The organism is Streptomyces pseudogriseolus (assembly GCA_002154585.1).
GTDB lineage: Bacteria > Actinomycetota > Actinomycetes > Streptomycetales > Streptomycetaceae > Streptomyces > Streptomyces pseudogriseolus.
The window spans coordinates 1-19,132 of the sequence record MUNG01000133.1 but is presented as its reverse complement, the minus strand read 5'-3'; the positions used below and the strand labels follow the sequence as shown (position 1 = coordinate 19,132).

The 19,132-nt window shown below is 71.9% G+C and carries 11 protein-coding genes; 5 read left to right on the top strand and 6 right to left on the bottom strand.

Going from position 1 to position 19,132, the window contains the following annotated elements; genetic code table 11:
* A partial coding sequence (locus CCN29_RS13575) for an LCP family glycopolymer transferase (protein WP_442538356.1) occupies nt 1-535 on the bottom strand: 535 nt, incomplete at its 3' end.
* Between the two features lie 331 nt (nt 536-866).
* Here CCN29_RS13575 and CCN29_RS13570 point away from each other — a divergent pair.
* The 5 genes from CCN29_RS13570 to CCN29_RS13550 all read left to right on the top strand — a co-directional run bounded on the left by CCN29_RS13570 (nt 867) and on the right by CCN29_RS13550 (nt 9,397).
* Nucleotides 867-1,988, top strand: a complete 1,122-nt coding sequence (locus tag CCN29_RS13570) for a PLL family lectin (protein WP_242781291.1) — start codon at nt 867-869, stop codon at nt 1,986-1,988.
* A gap of 371 nt (nt 1,989-2,359) precedes the next feature.
* A complete protein-coding gene (locus CCN29_RS13565) occupies nt 2,360-4,084 on the top strand; it encodes a stealth family protein (protein ID WP_006135959.1) in 1,725 nt (574 codons plus the stop codon).
* Complete coding sequence (locus CCN29_RS13560) at nt 4,081-5,028, top strand: hypothetical protein (protein WP_031020297.1); 948 nt, start codon at nt 4,081-4,083, stop codon at nt 5,026-5,028. The genes CCN29_RS13565 and CCN29_RS13560 overlap by 4 nt, the downstream gene beginning before the upstream one ends.
* Nucleotides 5,029-5,037: 9 nt before the next feature.
* Nucleotides 5,038-7,914, top strand: a complete 2,877-nt coding sequence (locus CCN29_RS13555) for a stealth family protein (RefSeq protein WP_006135961.1) — start codon at nt 5,038-5,040, stop codon at nt 7,912-7,914.
* Nucleotides 7,915-8,008: 94 nt separating this feature from the next.
* A complete protein-coding gene (locus tag CCN29_RS13550) occupies nt 8,009-9,397 on the top strand; it encodes a hypothetical protein (protein ID WP_086682006.1) in 1,389 nt (462 codons plus the stop codon).
* 92 nt (nt 9,398-9,489) lie between these two features.
* Here the strand turns inward: CCN29_RS13550 and CCN29_RS13545 are convergent, their stop codons facing one another.
* The 5 genes from CCN29_RS13545 to CCN29_RS13525 form a co-directional block, all read right to left on the bottom strand.
* On the bottom strand, nt 9,490-11,619 hold the full coding sequence (locus tag CCN29_RS13545) for a 3-hydroxyacyl-CoA dehydrogenase NAD-binding domain-containing protein (protein WP_086682003.1): 2,130 nt from the start codon (nt 11,617-11,619) through the stop codon (nt 9,490-9,492).
* Nucleotides 11,616-12,833, bottom strand: a complete 1,218-nt coding sequence (locus tag CCN29_RS13540) for a thiolase family protein (RefSeq protein ID WP_006135964.1) — start codon at nt 12,831-12,833, stop codon at nt 11,616-11,618. The genes CCN29_RS13545 and CCN29_RS13540 overlap by 4 nt, the downstream gene beginning before the upstream one ends.
* A 295-nt stretch (nt 12,834-13,128) precedes the next feature.
* Nucleotides 13,129-14,952 carry a hypothetical protein gene (locus tag CCN29_RS13535; RefSeq protein ID WP_006135965.1) on the bottom strand — a complete coding sequence of 608 codons (1,824 nt, stop codon included), beginning with the start codon at nt 14,950-14,952 and terminating at the stop codon, nt 13,129-13,131.
* A gap of 239 nt (nt 14,953-15,191) precedes the next feature.
* Nucleotides 15,192-17,624: a glycoside hydrolase family 2 protein gene (locus CCN29_RS13530; RefSeq protein WP_086682000.1), complete on the bottom strand. Its 2,433-nt coding sequence runs from the start codon at nt 17,622-17,624 to the stop codon at nt 15,192-15,194.
* 73 nt (nt 17,625-17,697) lie between these two features.
* Nucleotides 17,698-18,996 carry a ribonuclease D gene (locus tag CCN29_RS13525; protein WP_078592381.1) on the bottom strand — a complete coding sequence of 433 codons (1,299 nt, stop codon included), beginning with the start codon at nt 18,994-18,996 and terminating at the stop codon, nt 17,698-17,700.
* Nucleotides 18,997-19,132 lie beyond the last annotated feature (136 nt).

Here is a 19,132-nt window from a genome sequence, read left to right as displayed (position 1 = left end):
AGTGGTCCATGCGGACGCCGGACATCTTCTCCACCGTCTTCACCACACAGGCCGGACCGACCTGCGAGTAGATGGAGTTGAACATCACGCGCTCCGCCGACGCCACGGTGGAGCCGTCCCCGTCCTTGCACTCGGGCCGGGTCACCAGGGTGTCGCGCGGGATGCTGACGGCGACGGCCTGGGTGCGGCCCTCGGGTATGTGCATCACGAGCGCGGTGTCGGAGCGGGCGCCGGCGATCTTGCCGGTGTTCAGCTCCGCGTTGTCGCCGGCGCGGGAGTCGGAGCCCAGGACCAGGATGTTCTGGCCGGAGGTGGGCAGCTTCTCCGGGCGGTCGTCGCCGATCGCCTCGTCGATGTCGACGCCGTTGATGTTGCCGTCGAGGTCGCTGTAGAGCCAGTAGGCGGTGCCGGCGCCCGCGACGAGGAGCACGGCCAGCGAGAGCAGGATCCACCGGCCGGTGCGCCGCCGGCGGGGCGTCTCCTGCCCGCGCCGGCGGCGCGACGTGCTCGGGGTGTCGGTGGCTGGGGTGGTCATCCGATGGGTGTCCTCGTCTGTGCGCGGCGCATGGTGCCGGTGCGGGTGGTGCGACAACTGCGGGTACTCGGCCCGGCGACGCGCCGGGCGCGGGACGCCCGGCACGCGGCTGCTCGGGCGAACGGACAGACCCACGACCCCATCCCGGCGTTGTACGACAGTGATCCACATCACGAACGTCGTCTGCGGCGGGGGAGGGGCGGGCGAGCGGCTCTCGTCCGTCACGGACCGGCGCGACCGCTGGGTGTCCGATACATGTATGCAGTGTGCATATCATGTGTGCGTTCCAGGTCCCGTGTCCATATCGGGTGAACGTTCCAGGGAGTCCGGCATGGCGATACGGGATCGGTCCGCGCGCACCCCGCGCCGCGGCCGCGCCGGCAGTGCCGCTTCGGCGCCCGCGCGCCCGCCGGTGACCGGCACGGCGACCGGCTCCTGGCTGCTCCGCGGCAAGGACGGCCGGCTCACGGCCTACGTCCCCTGCGAGGGCGGACTGCTGCGCTGGACCGAAAGCCGACCCGGCGGCCCCGACTGGTCGGAACCCGCCTTCTTCCCCGTCGACGACCTCACCCACCTGACCGTGGCCCAGGGCGCCGACGCCTATGTGCACTTCCTGGGCCGCCGCGAGCGGCGAGCCGACGGCGCGGTCCTGGTCGACGTGGTGCACGCCGTGCAGTACCAGACCGGGCGGCCCCTCACCGAGTGGCGTTCCCTGGGCAATCCGCACAGTGCGCCCGACAAGGCGGCGCTGCTCGGGGCGCCGGCCGCGGCGGTCACCCCGTCCGGCGACGTCCACGTCTTCGCACGGAACGCGGGCGGCGGGCTCATGATGCGCAGGGAGGGGCGGGGTGGCCGATGGGAGCCCTGGGCCGATCTGCGGGGGGCCGGTCTGCGGGACGGGGTGACCGCGACCGCCGCGGCCGGGCGGGTCGAGGTGTTCGCCCCGGCGGGCGGCGTCACTCTGACCTGGAGTCAGCCGGAGCCCGGCGCCGTGCCGCGGCGGTTCCCCGACGTACGGCCCGGTGCGCTGCCGGGATCGGCCGCCGCCCTGGAGACCGCGTCCGGCCGGCTCACCTGGTTCTGGACCGACCCGGCCGGCACCGGTCTGGTCTGCCTGCGGCCCGGTTCGTGGGCCGTCCCGCTGAGCGGCACCCCCGCGGACGGGGCCAATGTGCTGCTGCGTCAGGTGCTCGACGGGTACGACTGCACGGTCATCGCCCACCGGGGTCGCGCCGGCACGGTCCTCGTCGGCGTCTGCGGGACGGAGGCCGAGGCGTCAGGTCTCTGGTGGGGGGACACCGGGCGGGCCTGTCTGGGCGATCCGGCCCTGGCGCACGACGCCCAGGGCAGGGTCGTGCTCGCCGTCGTCGGCCCCGACGGGGAACTGTGGGTGACGAGGCAGGGCCACGGTCCGGGGCTGACGTTCACGGACTGGCTGCGGATGCCGTCGTGACGCTCGCACGCGGATACGGCGACAGCCGAAAAGGTTGTACCGATGTGGCATGTCTGACAGATCGCCGACAAGGGCGATCTTCGGTGGACATGAAGTGCTTGTAATGTAAACATTCCGCCAGGTCGGTGAGCAGTATGTGACAACTGGTGGTGCTGACGGTGAACAGGCCGGTTCGAACCGGTCCCCGTGCACGGCACGCCACGGGTGCGCACGCCGACCAGGGTGGGGTCATTTTCCGGAGCGACGAGCTCCGGCCTTGATGTGAATGGTGCGGAAGTCTGGTGAGCCTCAACAACCCCGAGGCGAGCGCGCTCGTGTCGACATATCGATCTCTGGTGCCTGCAGGGGCGAGGCGCCGGATCGTCCGTCGGGTGCCGGGACCGGTACGCAACTCGGTGAAGCGCTCGCTCGCGTCCGCCGACGCCGTGCGTTCGGCCGTGGTCGTCCGGGCTCTGGGCGGCACCCGTAAGGCGGGCAAGCAGGACGAACCCAGTGTGCGGGTCGTCCGCCTGGAAGGGCGGCACCTGCGTGCCGTAGAGGTGCCCGGCGCCACTGCCTGGGCCGCCCGCGCCCGCAATCTGCACATCCTCGTCGCCCTCCTGGAGGAAGCCGGGATCGACTACTTCTGCGTGCGGGGCAACGGGTCCCGGACGCCGTGCGTGGCCGTGTCCGGGCGGTGGCGTGCCGACGTCGAGGAGCTGCTGCGTGTCACCTGCGCCGAGCACCCCGGCTACGTGAGCCAGGCACCCCAGGGGCAGCCGCGGCCGGCCTCCGCGCAGGGCTCCTGGCGCGCCCTGCGCGGGCAGCGTGTGCTGCGCATGACCTGGGTCGTCTGCGACCCGACCGGGAACCTGGTCTTCGGCCCCGACCACGGGTGCGACATCGAGTTCTGGGCGGAGCGGGACGGCCGGCTGGTCGCCCCCCGCCCCAACAAGGTGGTGACCGAGGTCCCGGTGGACGCGGGCCGGTGCTGGGCGGAGCAAAATCGTTTCAGCGTCATTCCCGCCGTCTACAACACCGGCCACGCCCGCACCCTGCCCGAGTTCGCGGCCACGCTGCCTGACGACCACACCTTCCCGATCGACGTCGTCTACACCTGGGTCGACGACTCCGACCCTCGCTGGCGGGCGAGCCGGGACGCCGCACGCGCGCGGCTCACCGGCATCCCCGGAGGCGGCCTGCACGACCTGGCGGCCAACGACTCGCGCTACACCAGCCGTGACGAGCTGCGGTACTCCCTGCGCTCGATCCACCAGTACGCCCCGTGGGTGCGGAACATCTTCCTCGTCACCGCCGGGCAGGTGCCGTCCTGGCTGAACACCGAGTTCCCGGGCCTGCGGGTGGTGGACCACCGCGAGATCTTCTCGGACCCGAGCGCGCTGCCGACGTTCAACTCCCACGCGATCGAGAGCCAGCTGCACCACATCCCCGAACTCGCCGAGCACTTCCTCTACCTGAACGACGACGTGTTCTTCGGCCGTCCCGCCCACCCCGGCCAGTTCTTCCACGCCAACGGCCTGACCAAGTTCTTCCCGTCCAAGGCGCTCATCCCGTCCGGACGCGCCGGCACCGGGGACCTGCCGGTCGACGCGGCGGGGAAGAACAGCCGCGGCCTGGTCGCCCAGCAGTTCGGCACCGTCATCTCCCAGAAGATGAAGCACACCCCGCACGCCCTGCGGCGCAGCGTGCTCGCCGAGATCGAGCAGGTCTACGCCAAGGCGCACCGGGTGACGCAGCACTCCCGGTTCCGCTCGCCGCACGACGTCCCGATCGCGTCGTCGCTGCACCACTACTACGCCTACCACTCGGCCCGCGCCACGGTCGGCGACATCCGCTACGTCTACGTCGACCTGGCCGCCGACACGGCCCCGCGCCGGCTCGACAACCTCCTCGCCCGGCGCAACTTCGACACCTTCTGCATGAACGACACGGTCCCCGCCGCCGACAAGGCGGCGCAGTCCCGGATGGTGGCGGAGTTCCTGGACGCCTACTTCCCCGTGCCGAGCCCGTTCGAGGCGGTTACCGGCACGCCCGCACCGCACCGGCTCGCACCGCAGGCCGAGCGCATGGCAGAACTGGGGTACTCCGGCCGATGAGTCCTCGTCCCAAGTCCGCCGTGGCCCGTCCGGGCCGCGCCGCCCGCGCCCGGGCCGCCGCACTGCGCACCCAGGTCCTGCAGAGCGTCTTCCTGCCCCTGCGACAGGACCGGACTGCCCAGCTCCGGTACGCCGCCATCCTCGACGGCCACACTGTCAATCTGCACGCCCGGCTGCCCGAGTCGGCCGGCCTGCCCGAGAGCGCCGAGGTAGTCCTCAGCCGCGGCAGGCAGACCTTCACCGCGGAGGCTCGCGTGTACGAAGGGCCGGACGGTGAGGTTCTGGTGGACGCCGTCGTCCTGCTCGGCGCCGAGGTCGGCGGAGCCCCCACGGAACCCGGCCGCTGGCGCCTGCGGCTGCGCCTGCGCTCCGGGCGCCGCACCCGCGTCGTGCCCCTGCTGCTGGTGACTCCTCCGGTGCCGTACAGCGGACCCACCAAGCCCATGGCGGCCTCCTCGGTCACGGGAGAACGGCACCGGCTCGGACGCTCCTTCAGGGGGAGCGCCCGTGTCGTCAGCACCGGGGCGCGCCCCTCGGCGGAGGTGCTCAAGGTGCACCTCACCCATGCCGGCGTCACCGTGGACTTCCGGCTCCTCGGGATCCGGGCCGAGCAGCCGTGGGTCGAGTTCGTCGCCTCCGGCCGCCGGCTCGAACAGCCCGTCACCAGCCCGGTCCCCGGCCTGCTGCGCGTCAATGTGCCGCTGGACCGGATGCCGCCCCGCGGAAACCGGCCCGACCACTGGGACGTCGTCCTGTGCGGCGCCGACGGACGGCGGCTCCGGCTCGGACGCCGGCTGCACGACGTCCGCAACCCTCTGCGTGTCTTCGCCATGCGCAGTCTCGCGATCACCCCGCCGGGCCTCCCGCCGATGATCGTCCAACCCCGTTACACCCCAGCAGGCAATCTCCGGGTCACCTGCACGCGTATGCCCGAGGCAGGCTGACACCCACCGATGAAGATCACCTACTTGCTGACCACCGCCGACGCGGTGGGCGGCACCGAACGCGCCGTGTTCAACCAGGCGTCGGAGCTCGCCGGACGGCACGACGTCCGGGTCCTCAGCGTCTTCAAGAGCAGACGTGAGCAGTTCTTCACCCCGCACGAACGGGTGCGGCTCGACTACCTCGTGGACCTCACGTCCGGCACTCCGCGCCCGTTCCGCACCACCGGTGTGGACGAGAGCGTACGGGTGGAACTGGCCGCGCAGCCCAGCCGGATCGTCGACCGGTCCTGGGAAGCGGCCTTCAGCCGGCTCTCCGACCTTGAGCTCGAACTCGCCCTCCAGGCCACCGACACGGACGTCCTGGTCACCACGACCCCGGCCCTGATGGCACTCGCCGTGGAACTGGCGCCGGCACACGTCATCACGGTCCACCAGGAACACCGGGTGTCCGAACTGCGCGGCACCAGCGGCGAACCGCTGCGCAGGTACACACCCCGGCTGGACGCGCTCGCCGTCCTCAGCGAACGCACCAGGGACTGGTTCGCCGAGACCCTCGCCGGCGCCGCGCCCCGCCTGGAGGTCGTCCCCAACGCTCTGCCGGGGGGTTTCCGGCCGCGCTCCACCCTGCAGACCCGCACCGTGGTGATCGCCGGCCGCCTCGTCGCGGAGAAGCAGATCGACCACGCCGTGACCGCCTGGTCCACCGTGGCCCGCGAGCACCCCGACTGGCAGCTGCGCATCTTCGGCGACGGACCGCTCAGCGGAGCCCTGCGCCGGCAGATCGACACGCTCGGGCTGCACGACTGCGTCCAGCTCAACGGCAACTCGCAGTACCTCGCGGAGGAGTGGGCGAAGGCCAGCATCGCCACCCTCACCTCCCGCAACGAGGCGTTCGGCCTGGTACTGGCCGAGGCACAGGCCGCCGGGGTCCCGGTCGTCTCCTACGACTCGCCCAACGGTCCCCGCGAGGTGGTCATCGACGGGCAGACCGGCATCCTCGTGCCGCCCGGCGACACCGACGCCCTCGCCTCGGCCCTGATGCTGCTCATCAGGGACACGGAACTGCGCGGACGGATGGGCGCCGCGGCCCTCGCCGCGGCCCACCGCTTCTCTCCCGCGGTGGTGACCGCCACCTGGGAGCGCCTGTTCCACGAGCTGGTGGCGGAGCGCGACAGCGGCCGTCGCGCCGTCGCCAAGGCCGAACGGCAGGCCGTGCACGACGTCCGCAGCGGCCCCGACGGCACCGTCCCCGCAGCCGCCGCCGCGCCCGCCAGCACGGTGCGCACCTCGGACCAGCGTGCCCTCGAAACACGTCTGCTGAAGCGGCGCGACCTGGTGAGCGACGGCGGTCAGATCTGCCGGCTGATGGACGGGGAATCGCCCTGGGACGCCGTTCAGCAGAACCTGGCGCTGGCGGCCGACGCGCTCGAGGGCGCCGGCATCCCCTACTTCGTGGTCCGCGACCATCTGGTGCGGCACACCGTCGCGGTGCACGCGATGTACCGCGAGGCGGTCTTCAAGGCCCTCGCCGACCGGTATGCGCAGGACGCGGTGTACGCCGCCGTCCTCAACGAGGGACAGAACACCGTGGCCACCGTCCTCGCCGGTCACGTGGCGGCGTACACCGACATGCCCTCGTCGGGCGTCCGGGTGTACCGGAACCTTGTGACGCCCTCCCGCACCCTGCGCCTGGGGGCCGTCTACGGCTGCACCATCTCCTTCTGGGACACCGACCCCGACGACGAGAGCCGCTCGCACCTCAAGGCGCCCGCGCGCACCCTCATCGGCGACCGGGTGCCCAACTCCGCGCTGCGGCGCACCGCCTGCACCCTGGGCGGCCGCACCTACCCCACGATCGAGGCCTTCCACCGTGTGCTGCACGGCGACATCGGCTTCCCCGTGGACGCCGTCTACACCTGGGTGAACGGCGCCGACCTCGCGTGGCTCGAGCGCAAGAACGCCGTCCTCGCCGCCATGGGGCTGGAGACGGAGGACGCCGCCACCAGCGCCGCGCGCTTCCGGGACCGCGACGAACTGCGGTACTCCCTGCGGTCCATCGACATGTACGCCCCCTGGATCCGCACCATCCACCTCGTCACCGATCAGCAGGTGCCCGAGTGGCTCGATCTCTCCCATCCACGTGTGCGAGTCGTGGACCACACCGAGATCTTCGGCGACCGCGGCGCCCTCCCCACCTACAACTCGCACGCCATCGAGAGCCAGCTTCACCATATCGAGGGTCTGGCCGAGCACTTCCTGTACTTCAACGACGACGTCTTCCTGGGGCGCACGCTCCAGCCCGACATGTTCTTCCTGGGCAACGGGCAGGCGAAGTACTTCATGTCGCCCACCTCCGTGCCGATGGCCCCGGCCTCGCGTGACGACGAGTTCAACATCAGCGCCGCCAAGAACAACAGGGCTCTGATCGAGCAGTCCTTCGGGCAGACCGTGGTCCATTCCTTCCTGCACGCGCCGCACCCGCTGCGGCGCAGCGTCCTCGCCGACATCGAGGAGCATTACCGGCACGCCGTGGCCACCACCGCGGCCAACCGGCTGCGGGACCACAGCGACGTCTCGGTCGCCTCTTCCCTGCACCACTACGTCGGCTTCCACACCCTGCGCAGCGTCCCCGGCAGCATCTCCTGCGGCTTCGTCAACGTCGGCCTGAGTGAGCACGCCCCACGGCTCAACCGGATCCTGTCCGTGCGCCCGCACGACGTGTTCTGCCTGAACGACTACCACGACGGCGACGTGCCGGAGGAGGAGCAGGACGCCGTTCTCGCAGCCTTCCTGCCCAGTTACTTCCCGGTGGCCAGCCAGTTCGAGACCGGATCCCGGCGCAACCAGCTCGCCCACGAGGGCCGCCTCGGGGGCTGGCCGCTGTGAGGCCCGCCGCCCGGTCCTGGCTCCACGGAAGTCCGCCCCTGCGAGACACGGTGATCCCGTACGCCATGGCGTGACGGGACGATGTGAGGAACACATGAACAAGATCTGCGTCATCGGGAACTCGGTGGCCGCCCCGCGGACCGCAGAGGAAGCGCCGCTCGCGGGCTGGGGCCAGTACCTCGGCGGCTTCCTGGGTCCGCGGTACGAAGTGCGCAACTACGCTCGCGACGCCATGACCCTGCGTCGCTACTTCACCGGGCGGTTCGCCACGCTCCTCACCGCCCTCGCCCCCGGTGACATGGTGTTCCTCGCCTTCGGCAACGTCGAGCAACGCATCAATCAGCTCAACCGCCATCACGGGCCGCGCGAGTACAAGGAGTACCTGCGTCTGTACGCCGAGGCCATCCGCGGTGAGGGGGCGATTCCCGTCCTGCTCACGCCGGCGGCACGCTGCGCCTTCGACGAGGCCGGGAACGTCGTGAACACCCACGACGAGTACCCCGGCCTCACCCGTGAGGCCGCGGCGGAGACCGGCAGCCCGCTGATCGACACAACCGCCCTCACCACGAACATGCTCGCCGAACTGGGTCCCACACGGGCGCGCAGGCTCTACCGGTGGCTGGACCCCGGAGAGCATCCCAACCACCCCGACGGCATCATCGACGCCAGCCACTTCAACGACGTCGGAGCGCGCGAGGTGGCCCGGCGTGTGGCCATCAGCATGCTCGACACGGCCGGGCTGCCGCCGAACACGGTCGACCCTCAGACCCTCGCCGCGGGCACGATCCCCCCGGTGCTGGCCGAGTTCACGGTGAGCCGCCCGGAGCTGGCCCTCACCATGACCCCGAGCGTGCCCGAGGGACCGGTCGTCGTCTCACCCGCGCCCGGGGAAATCGTGGGCGCGGCACGGAAGCTGACGGGCAAGGCGCCTGCGGGAACCGGCTACGTCCTCTTCTACGAACAGGGCCGGTACCTCGGCGGCACCACCGTCTCCCCCTCCGGAACCTGGCAGTGGCGCCGCGTCGTCAACTGGCCGGCGGGACCGCACATCGTCGACGTGCTCGGCGTCACCGGCAACGCCGTGTCGCCGACGGCCGTCGCCGAATTCCACGTCCTGGACCGGCTGGACCCCCCGGAGGTCACCGGGCCCCGGCCCGACGGCTGGTGCGGCCCGCGGCCCCGTTTCTCGGGCACGGCGGCTCCCGGGACGCAGAAGGTGATGGTGCTGGAACAGGGCAGGCTCATCGCCGAGGCCCCTGTGCAGGAGGACGGGACCTGGCGGGTGACCCATGCGCACGACTGGCGGCCCGGCACCTACGAGGTGCAGTTCGTGTCGGTGTTCAGCGCCATCCGCTCGCCGGCCGTCTCCCACCCGCTGCGGGTGCACGGCGTCCCCGAGGACAGCTGGCTGAACACGTCGTTGTCCTCCCGGGAGCCCTGCTCGGGGTCGTGCGAGCACTACCCGGCGATGCCTGAGTGGTGACGCGGTGCGCCGTGAGGCCGCGCGCATGACGAAGGGGCCCCCGCCCGAGGCGGGGGCCCCTTCACGCGTCACCTCCGCGCGTCACACCCGAGTCACGCCGGAACCGAGGCAACCCCCGCCTCCAGGAACCGCCTCCCGTTCACCCGCTCCGACACACCCTCCCGGTCCAGGTACGGCGTGATGCCGCCCAGGTGGAAGGGCCAGCCGGCGCCCGTGATCAGGCACAGGTCGATGTCCTGGGCCTCGGCGACGACGCCCTCGTCGAGCATCAGGCCGATCTCCTGGGCCACCGCGTCCAGCACCCGGTCGCGGACCTGCTCCTCGGTGAGCACCGAGTCGCCCTGCTTCAGCAGCGCGGCGACCTCGGGGTCGAGCTCCGGCTTGCCGGAATCGTAGACGTAGAAGCCGCGCTTGCCCGCCTTGACGACGGCCGCGAGGTTCGGGGAGACCGTGAAGCGGTCCGGGAAGGCCCGGTTGAGGGTCTCCGAGACGTGCAGGCCGATCGCCGGGCCGACCAGCTCCAGCAGGACCAGCGGGGACATCGGCAGGCCGAGCGGCTCCACCGCCTTCTCCGCGACCTCGACCGGCGTGCCCTCGTCGATGACGTTCTGGATCTCGCCCATGAAGCGGGTCAGGATGCGGTTGACGACGAACGCCGGGGCGTCCTTCACCAGCACCGCGGTCTTCTTCAGCTTCTTGGCGACGCCGAACGCCGTGGCCAGCGACGCGTCGTCGGTCTGCTCGCCGCGCACGATCTCCAGCAGCGGTAGCACGGCGACCGGGTTGAAGAAGTGGAAGCCGACGACCCGCTCGGGGTGCTTCAGCTTCGACGCCATCTCCGTCACGGAGAGGGAGGAGGTGTTGGTGGCGAGGATCGCGTGCGCCGGGGCGACCGCCTCGACCTCCGCGAACACCTTCTGCTTGACGCCCATCTCCTCGAACACGGCTTCGATGATGAAGTCGGCGTCCGCGAAGCCCTCGGCCTTGTCCAGCACACCGGTGACCAGGGCCTTCAGGCGGTTGGCCTTGTCCTGGTTGATCCGGCCCTTGCCCAGCAGCTTGTCGATCTCGGCGTGGACGTAGCCCACACCCTTGTCGACGCGCTCCTGGTCGATGTCCGTGAGGACGACCGGCACCTCGAGGCGGCGCAGGAAGAGCAGTGCGAGCTGGCTGGCCATCAGACCGGCGCCGACGACGCCCACCTTGGTGACCGGACGCGCCAGGTTCTTGTCCGGGGCGCCCGCGGGACGCTTGCCGCGCTTCTGCACCAGGTTGAACGCGTAGATGCCCGCGCGCAGTTCACCGCCCATGATCAGGTCGGCGAGCGCCAGGTCCTCGGCGTCGTAGCCCTTCTGCAGGTCGCCGTCCTTGGCGGCGGCGATGATGTCCAGGGCGCGGTAGGCGGCCGGGGCCGCGCCGTGCACCTTGGAGTCCGCGACGAAGCGGCCCTTGGCGACGGCCTGGTCCCAGGCCTCGCCGCGGTCGATCGCCGGACGCTCGACCGTGATCTCGCCCTTGAGGACGGACGCGGTCCAGATCAGCGACTGCTCCAGGAAGTCCGCGCCCTCGAACAGCGCGTCCGCGATGCCGAGTTCGTAGACCTGCTTGCCCTTGAGCTGGCGGTTCTGGTTGAGGCTGTTCTCGATGATCACCGAGACGGCCTTCTCCGCGCCGATCAGGTTCGGCAGCAGGGTGCAGCCGCCCCAGCCGGGCACCAGGCCGAGGAAGACCTCGGGCAGCGAGAAGGCGGGCAGGGCCGCCGACACCGTGCGGTACGAGCAGTGCAGGCCGATCTCGACGCCGCCGCCCATGGCCGCGCCGTTGTAGTACGCGAAGGTCGGCACGGCCAGCTTCGACAGCCGCTTGAAGACGTCGTGGCCGCCCTTGCCGATGGCCAGCGCGTCCTCGTGGCGCTTCAGCAGCTCGACGCCCTTGAGGTCGGCGCCGACCGCGAAGATGAACGGCTTGCCGGTGACGCCGACGCCGACGATCTCGCCGTCCGCGGCCTCCTTCTCGACCTGGTCGATCGCGGCGTCGATGTTCGCCAGCGACTGCGGGCCGAGGGTGGTCGGCTTGGTGTGGTCGTGACCGTTGTCCAGCGTGATCAGCGCGAACCGGCCCGCGCCCAGGGGCAGGTCGAAGTGGCGGACGTGCGCCTGGGTGACGACCTCGCCCGGGAACAGCTCGGCCGCACCCTTCAGAAGCTCTGCGGTGGTGCTCACTTGTCCCCCTCGAAGTGCGGGTTCTCCCAGATGACCGTCGCGCCCATGCCGAAGCCGACGCACATGGTGGTCAGGCCGTAGCGGACGTGCGGCTGCTCCTCGAACTGGCGGGCCAGCTGCGTCATCAGACGGACGCCGGAGGAGGCCAGCGGGTGGCCGAACGCGATGGCGCCGCCGTACTGGTTGACGCGCGCGTCGTCGTCGGCGATGCCGTAGTGCTCCAGGAACGCGAGGACCTGGACGGCGAAGGCCTCGTTGATCTCGAACAGGCCGATGTCGGAGATGGACAGGCCCGCCTGCGCGAGCGCCTTCTCCGTGGCCGGGATCGGGCCGTAACCCATGACCTCCGGCTCCACGCCCGCGAAGGAGTAGGAGACCAGGCGCATCTTGACCGGCAGCCCGTTCTCGCGGGCGAAGTCCTCGGAGGCGATGACCGAGGCGGTGGCGCCGTCGTTCAGACCGGCCGCGTTGCCCGCGGTGACCCGGCCGTGCACGCGGAACGGTGTCTTCAGGTTCGCCAGGTTCTCCAGCGTGGTGCCCGGGCGCATCGGCTCGTCGGCGGTGACCAGGCCCCAGCCCGTCTCGCCGGCCTCCTCGTTGGTGCGGCGCACCGAGACCGGCACCAGGTCGGCCTGGATCTTGCCGTTGGCGTACGCCTTGGCGGCCTTCTCCTGGGAGCGCACCGCGTACTCGTCGGCGCGCTGCTTGGTGATGCTCGGGTAGCGGTCGTGCAGGTTCTCCGCGGTCATGCCCATGAACAGGGCGGACTCGTCGACCAGCTTCTCGGAGACGAACCGCGGGTTCGGGTCCACGCCCTCGCCCATCGGGTGGCGGCCCATGTGCTCGACACCGCCCGCGATGGCGACGTCGTACGCGCCGAAGGCGACGGAGCCGGCCACCGTGGTGACGGCGGTCAGCGCGCCGGCGCACATGCGGTCGATGGAGTAACCCGGCACGGACTGCGGCAGGCCCGCGAGGATGCCCGCCGTGCGGCCGATGGTCAGGCCCTGGTCGCCGATCTGCGTGGTCGCGGCGATGGCGACCTCGTCGATCTTCTTCGGGTCGAGACCCGGGTTGCGGCGCAGCAGCTCCCGGATCGCCTTGACGACGAGGTCGTCGGCACGGGTCTCGTGGTAGATGCCCTTCGGGCCCGCCTTGCCGAACGGGGTACGGACGCCGTCGACGAAGACGACGTCCCTGACGGTACGAGGCACGATGGCTCTCCTCCAGGTACGGGATGCTGAGCGCTTGCTTACGCCCCATGCTACTTGCGGGTAACGTCACTGCACACCCCCGTTGGCCGGAGCGGCGAACATCACACGACCGGCCCCCGCGAACAGGAGCAGAACGTCACCCGCCCGGCCCCCGCGAACAGGGGCAGAACGTCACCCGCCCGGCCCCTGCGAACGCTGGCCGGGCATCACCCGCCCGGCCGCCGGCACGGAGGCCGACAGCACACGACCGGCCCCCGCGAGCGAGGGCCGGTCGTGTGTCGTGTCGCGGGCGGCGCTACGACCGCCAGAGTCGCCGGCGCAGGCCCCGGCGCAGCCGCGCCCGGGTGCTGACCCGCTCGTTGCGGCCGGAGATCCGGCGGGCCACCGAGGAGGCCCGGTCCTCCCGCACCTCCAGCTCACCGGCCGGGTGCGCGAACAGCCCGCCGCCGGTGCTCATCGCGATCTCTGCCGTGTACGTCCCGGGCGGGACGTCGGACAGGTCGACGCCCTCCTTGTCCGCCGAGGTGAAGTACCCGAAGGAGTACGAGCCGAAGTCGCCCGGCGCCATCAGCGGGCGCACCTTGTCCTCCCGCTTCACCGCCTTGAGCGCGACGGTGTGCGTGCCGGCCTCGCCGCGCAGGGTGAGGTAGTACGTCGAGTGGGTCGCGCGGTCCGCGTTGCGGCCGGGGAGGAAGAACACGCCGTAGACGCGGAGCTTCGGGCCCTCCATCGCGAACCGCTTCAGCGCGAACACGGACCCGCCGGGGCCGGCCGCCGTGAGGTCGCGCTTGATCACCCGGACGCTCCTCGCGTCACCTCTGAGGACCACCTCACGCCCCTCGGAGGCGGCGCGCCGGTCGATCGCCCGGTAGGCGACCAGCGGCACCCTGCGGTCGATGTCCTCGCTCGCGCTGGTCACCCGTGCGAACACCTCGTACACGCCGTCCGGCAGCGCGTCGAACAGCTCCCGCGCCTCGCAGGTGAAGCCGCCGTCCTTGTAGGAGGCGAAGTGCGTGTCGAAGTACTTCAGGTACAGCTGGTCCACCGGCACGGTCTTCGCGTCGGCCACCCACGCCTGCTCGTCCCGCACCAGCACGAGCTGCTTGGTCTCCCGCCCGCCGGCCTCCTCGCCCTCGTCGGCGGAGACGCCGGGCAGGAAGGCGTGCCCGGAGAGGGTGGCCTGCTCGGGGGTGAGCTGCGCGGCGGTCAGCACGCCCGCCGCCGTGTCCCGCGCCCGCAGGTCCGCCAGGTGCTCGGTGGCGGCGTCCTCGTCCACCTCGTTGGAGCCGATCTGCACCTCGCCGAACCGCGGCACCGTGCCCTCGGTCAGCGCGTAGATGACGCTGAGGATCACCGAGAGGCCCTGCCGCGTCACCTCCGCGTGCTTGACCAGGGCGGGCGATTCCACCATGAAGAAGTTGAAATTGGAGTACTTCCGCAGAGCCGGGAGGAAATGGACGACGTGTTCCTCGTACTGGTAGTCCTTCGTCGAGGAGAACAGGTAGATGTTCCGGTCCAGGTCCGTGGTCTCCGCCAGCAGCTCCGGGAGCACCGCGTCGAGCCGGTCCACGTTCTCCTGCGGCTGGCCCTCGCCGAGCACCCACTCGCCGAGCACGCCGTGCCCCTGGGAGTAGCTGCCGATGAAGTACTGCGGCGTGGACGCGACGATGTTCCGGTAGCCGTACTTCAGCGCGTAGAAAATGGCGGCGCTGCCGCCCTTCGAGGAACCGGCGAGAACCACCGTCTCCCGGGCCAGGCCCAGCTTTTCCCGGTAGTGGGTAATCAGTTCCTCGACGGCGTCCGGAACGGAGAAGTCCATGGCCCGCGCCACGTAGTACGACGGGCCTCCGTCGAACCGGTCGCGGATTCGCAGCACGTTGCACTGGACGCCGGAAAGGGCGGCGCCGAATCCGTACTTCGAGCCCACCGAGGAAAACACCACGAGCAGGTTGCCGTGATCGCCCGCAGCGGGCGTGAACTCGTACTCGATCTCCCAGTTGCCGTATTTCTCCACACGTATCTCGGGCGTGCGGATCGTCGCTGTCCTGTAGTTTTCGGACGTGTGGGGGAGTGTGTCCGAATGCTGCGGGTTGGCCGGGCGGACCTGGGTGGGTTCCATGAAATGGTGCCCCTTGTTCCTGTCAGAGATTTTCCGTTCGGAGTTCGGGCCGCTCCGCAGGAAACACTCTCCGACGTGGGGGTGCGGGCGTTTTCGCAGGGAGAGCAGCCGGGACGAGGCTAACCCATGTCCCCGCCGCGGAGCGAGAGGCGGACCTGTGCCTCGTTCCGCGTATTCCCGGTCATCCTCGGCGCATGCCGCCGGGCGCTTCCGGAATGCGGGTCACGTGACCTTCACCGTCATCCGGCGGGCTCCACACAATACAGGGCGGCCCGGGCCGCCTTGGGGTCCGGAGTCTGCCACCCTCGCACCCCGATGGTCACCCGCTCGCCGGGCAGCAGCGTCACCGGCCCCCGGTCGGCGGACGCCTCCGGGTCCAGCCGGTCGGCCTGGAGCAGCAGGTCCCGCACCAGGGTGCGGGCGGTGACCGTGACCCCCTCGGGCGCGAGCGCCACCTCGAACTCCGGGCGCGGGTACGGGATGTCGCGGTCCGCCGCCGGGAAGTGCAGCGCCCGCAGCGGCTCGCCCCCGGCAGGGTCCTGGGCGTCGGCGACGAGGAACTCCTCGGGGCCGACCGGGACCAGCTCCGCGGGCACCTCGACGAGCGCCACGGTCCGCGCGTCCGCCGCGCACCGTGGTTCCGCCACCGCCAGCACCCGGCCGTCCACCGCCGTCCGCCGCAGCCGCAGGACGGTCCGCCACTCCTCGGCGGCCTGGTTCACGGCCGCGACGACCAGCCGCCGTCCGCCGCCCCTGCCGGCGCTCGCGTCCCCGTCCCCGTCCGTGCGCACGGTCAGCAGCCGGTCCGCGTACAGCCGGCGCAGCTCGTGGTACAGCGGCTTCTCCCGTCCGTCGCCGTCGATCGCGGACCAGGAGGTCACCGGCCAGCAGTCGTTGAGCTGCCACACGACGCTGCCCGCGCACACCGGCCAGTGCGAGCGCCAGTGCTCGATCCCCGCCGCCACCGCCCGCACCTGGTTCAGCTGCGTCAGATAGTGCCAGCGGTCGAAGTCCCCCTCGGGCACGGCGAAATGACGGGCCAGCCCCCGCTCCAGCTTGCCGTTGCCGTCCGCCGCCTTCTGGTGGTGCAGCACACCGGGGGAGTCGGCCGCGAGCTCCTCCCCGGGCAGCGCCCGCCGCAGCGTGGCGTACGCGGGCGGCGCCTGCCAGCCGAACTCGGCGACGAAACGCGGCACGTCGAGGCGGTAGTCGGCGTAGTCCCTGCGGTTCCACACCTCCCAGGAGTGGTGCGTGCCGTGCGCCGGGTCGTTGGGATGGCGCAGCCACGACCCGGACCACGGGCTGCCCGCCGTGTACGGCCGCGTCGGGTCCGACTCGGCCACCACGCGCGGCAGCAGGCCCAGGTAGTAGCCCTCGCCCCAGGAGTCCCCGGCCAGCGCGGGCTCCCAGCCCCAGTCCCTGAAGCCCCACTGGTTCTCGTTGTTGCCGTTCCACAGCACCAGCGACGGATGCGGCATCAGCCGTACGACGTTCTCCCGGGCCTCCGCCTCCACCTCGCCGCGCAGCGGCTGCTCCTCGGGGTAGGCGGCGCAGGCGAACGGGAAGTCCTGCCACACCAGCAGGCCCAGCTCGTCGCAGGCGTCGTAGAAGTCCTCGCTCTCGTAGATCCCGCCGCCCCACACCCGCACCAGGTCCACGCCCGCCGCGGCCGCCTGCTCCAGCCGCCGGCGGTAGCGGTCGCGGGTGATCCGGGACGGGAAGGCGTCGTCCGGGATCCAGTTGACCCCGCGCGCGAACAGCCGCTCCCCGTTGACCACCAGGGTGAAGCCGGTGCCGTGCGCGTCGGGCGAGGTGTCCAGCTCCACCGTCCGGAAGCCGGTCCTGCGCCGCCAGGAGTCCACCGCCCCCTCGCCGTCGAACAGCGTCAACTCCACGTCGTACAACGGCTGTTCGCCGTAGCCGCGGGGCCACCACAGGCGGACGTCCGGCACCCGCAGGCGTACCGTCCCGGCCGTCCCCTCGAACCGGGCGCGGGCGCGCACCCCGCCGACGGACGCCTCGACGTCGAGCGGCGCCCCGCCCTCCGTGCGCTCCACGTCCACGGCCAGCTCCACCACGCCGGCGCCGTCCGCCACGGTCACCAGCGGACGCACCCGGGCGATCCGGGCCGTCGACCAGTGCTCCAGCCGCACCGGCCGCCAGATCCCGGCCGTGACCAGCGTCGGACCCCAGTCCCAGCCGAACGAGCAGGCCATCTTGCGCACGTACTGGTACGGCTCCGGGTACGCCCCCGGACGGTCGCCCACCGCGGCCCGCACCGCCTCCGCCTCGTCGTAGGCGGACGCGAACCGCACGGTCAGCCGCCCGCTCAGGCCGGTCACGTCGAAGCGGTACGACCGGTGCATGTTCCGCACCCGGCCCAGCGGGCGGCCGTCGAGCAGGATCTCCGCGACCGTGTCGAGCCCGTCGAACACCAGGTCCGTCCGCTCGTGCGCCGAACCGCCCGCGGGCAGGTCCCGTTCGTACGTCCACGTGCGGCGGCCCACCCACGCCACCTCGGTCTCGTCGCGCCCGAGGAACGGGTCGGGGATCAGGCCGGCCGCCAGCAGGTCGGTGTGCACACACCCCGGCACCGAGGCCGGGAGCGCCTGACCCGTCCCCTCCGGGTGGTGCAGGATCCATCCGTCGGTGAGCGGGGTGACCTGACGCATGCACACTCCCTGGGACCGGTCGAGCGCTGGGCGGGCGGCGGGTGGTCGTGCGGTGAGCGACGGGGCAGCGGGGTCAGGCGCCCCGGGCGGACTCGGCGGACAGGGCGGTGACCAGGACCGGCGTGACCTGTTCGACCTGCCAGGCGCGGGCGCCGTGCGCGGTGAGGGCCGCGGCGACCGACTCCGGCGTGGGCGGGGACGGCGGCTCCCAGCAGACCCGGCGCACGGTGTCCGGCGTGATCAGGTTCTCCGCGGGCATGTTCAGCGCCTCGGCGAGCTCGGTGACGCCCGCCCGCGCGGCCGACAGCCGGGCCGCGGCCGCCGGGTCCTTGTCGGCCCAGGCGCGCGGCGGCGGGGGACCGGTCACCGGCTGGCCCGGCTGGGGCAGCCGGTCCTCGCTCAGCGCCTTCGCCCGGTCGACCGCCGCCTGCCACTGCTCGAGCTGGCGGCGGCCCACCCGCTGCCCGAAGCCGTTCAGCGCGGCCAGGGCGTGCGGGTTCGCCGGCATGGCGAGGGCGGCCTCGACGATCGCCGCGTCGGGCAGCACCTTGCCGGGGGAGACGTCACGGCGGCGCGCGATCCGGTCCCGGGTCTGCCACAGCTCCCGTACGACGGCCATCTGACGGCGGCGGCGGACCTTGTGCATGCCGGAGGTACGGCGCCAGGGGTCCTTGCGGGGCTCCGGCGGCGGCGCCGAGGCGATCGCGTCGAACTCCTGCCACGCCCAGTCCAGCTTGCCCTGCCGGTCCAGCTCCTTCTCCAGCGCGTCCCGCAGGTCGACCAGCAGCTCGACGTCGAGGGCCGCGTACCGCAGCCACGGCTCGGGCAGCGGGCGGGTGGACCAGTCGACGGCGGAGTGGCCCTTCTCCAGCAGGAAGCCGAGCACGTTCTCGACCATCGCGCCGAGGCCGACCCGGGGGAACCCGGCCAGCCGGCCCGCCAGCTCGGTGTCGAAGAGCCGCGTCGGCACCATGCCTATCTCGCGCAGGCAGGGCAGGTCCTGGGTGGCGGCGTGCAGCACCCACTCCACGCCGGACAGCGCCTCGCCGAGCGCGGACAGGTCGGGACAGGCGACCGGGTCGATCAGCGCCGTGCCCGCGCCCTCGCGCCTGAGCTGGACGAGGTAGGCGCGCTGCCCGTAGCGGTAGCCCGAGGCGCGCTCGGCGTCCACGGCGACGGGTCCGCGGCCGGCGGCGAAGGCCGCGACCACCTCGGCGAGGGCGGACTCGTCGGCCACCACGGGCGGGATGCCCTCGCGGGGCTCCAGCAGGGGGATCGGCGCCTGTGCAGCAGAGGATCCGCCGTCGTCCGGAGGAGCGCCTCCGGTGGTGCGCAGTGAACTGTCTGCTGCGGTGTCGTGGGCGTCGGTCACCTGTCAAGAGTATCCGTACGGGCCGGTACCCGGCCCTCCCCTTCGCCCGCCGGCCCCGCCCACCAGCGAAAACAGGCCGCCCCGCGTCCGCAGCGGTCCCTCGCGCGGGCCTGCGCGCGGGCGCGCCCGCCGATGC

Coding starts and splice junctions, on each gene's coding strand:
- CCN29_RS13570 (WP_242781291.1), top strand. CDS start 867: ATGGCGATACGGGATCGGTCCGCGCGCACCCCGCGCCGCGGCCGCGCC.
- CCN29_RS13560 (WP_031020297.1), top strand. CDS start 4,081: ATGAGTCCTCGTCCCAAGTCCGCCGTGGCCCGTCCGGGCCGCGCCGCC.
- CCN29_RS13555 (WP_006135961.1), top strand. CDS start 5,038: ATGAAGATCACCTACTTGCTGACCACCGCCGACGCGGTGGGCGGCACC.
- CCN29_RS13550 (WP_086682006.1), top strand. CDS start 8,009: ATGAACAAGATCTGCGTCATCGGGAACTCGGTGGCCGCCCCGCGGACC.
- CCN29_RS13535 (WP_006135965.1), bottom strand. CDS start 14,952: ATGGAACCCACCCAGGTCCGCCCGGCCAACCCGCAGCATTCGGACACA.
- CCN29_RS13530 (WP_086682000.1), bottom strand. CDS start 17,624: ATGCGTCAGGTCACCCCGCTCACCGACGGATGGATCCTGCACCACCCG.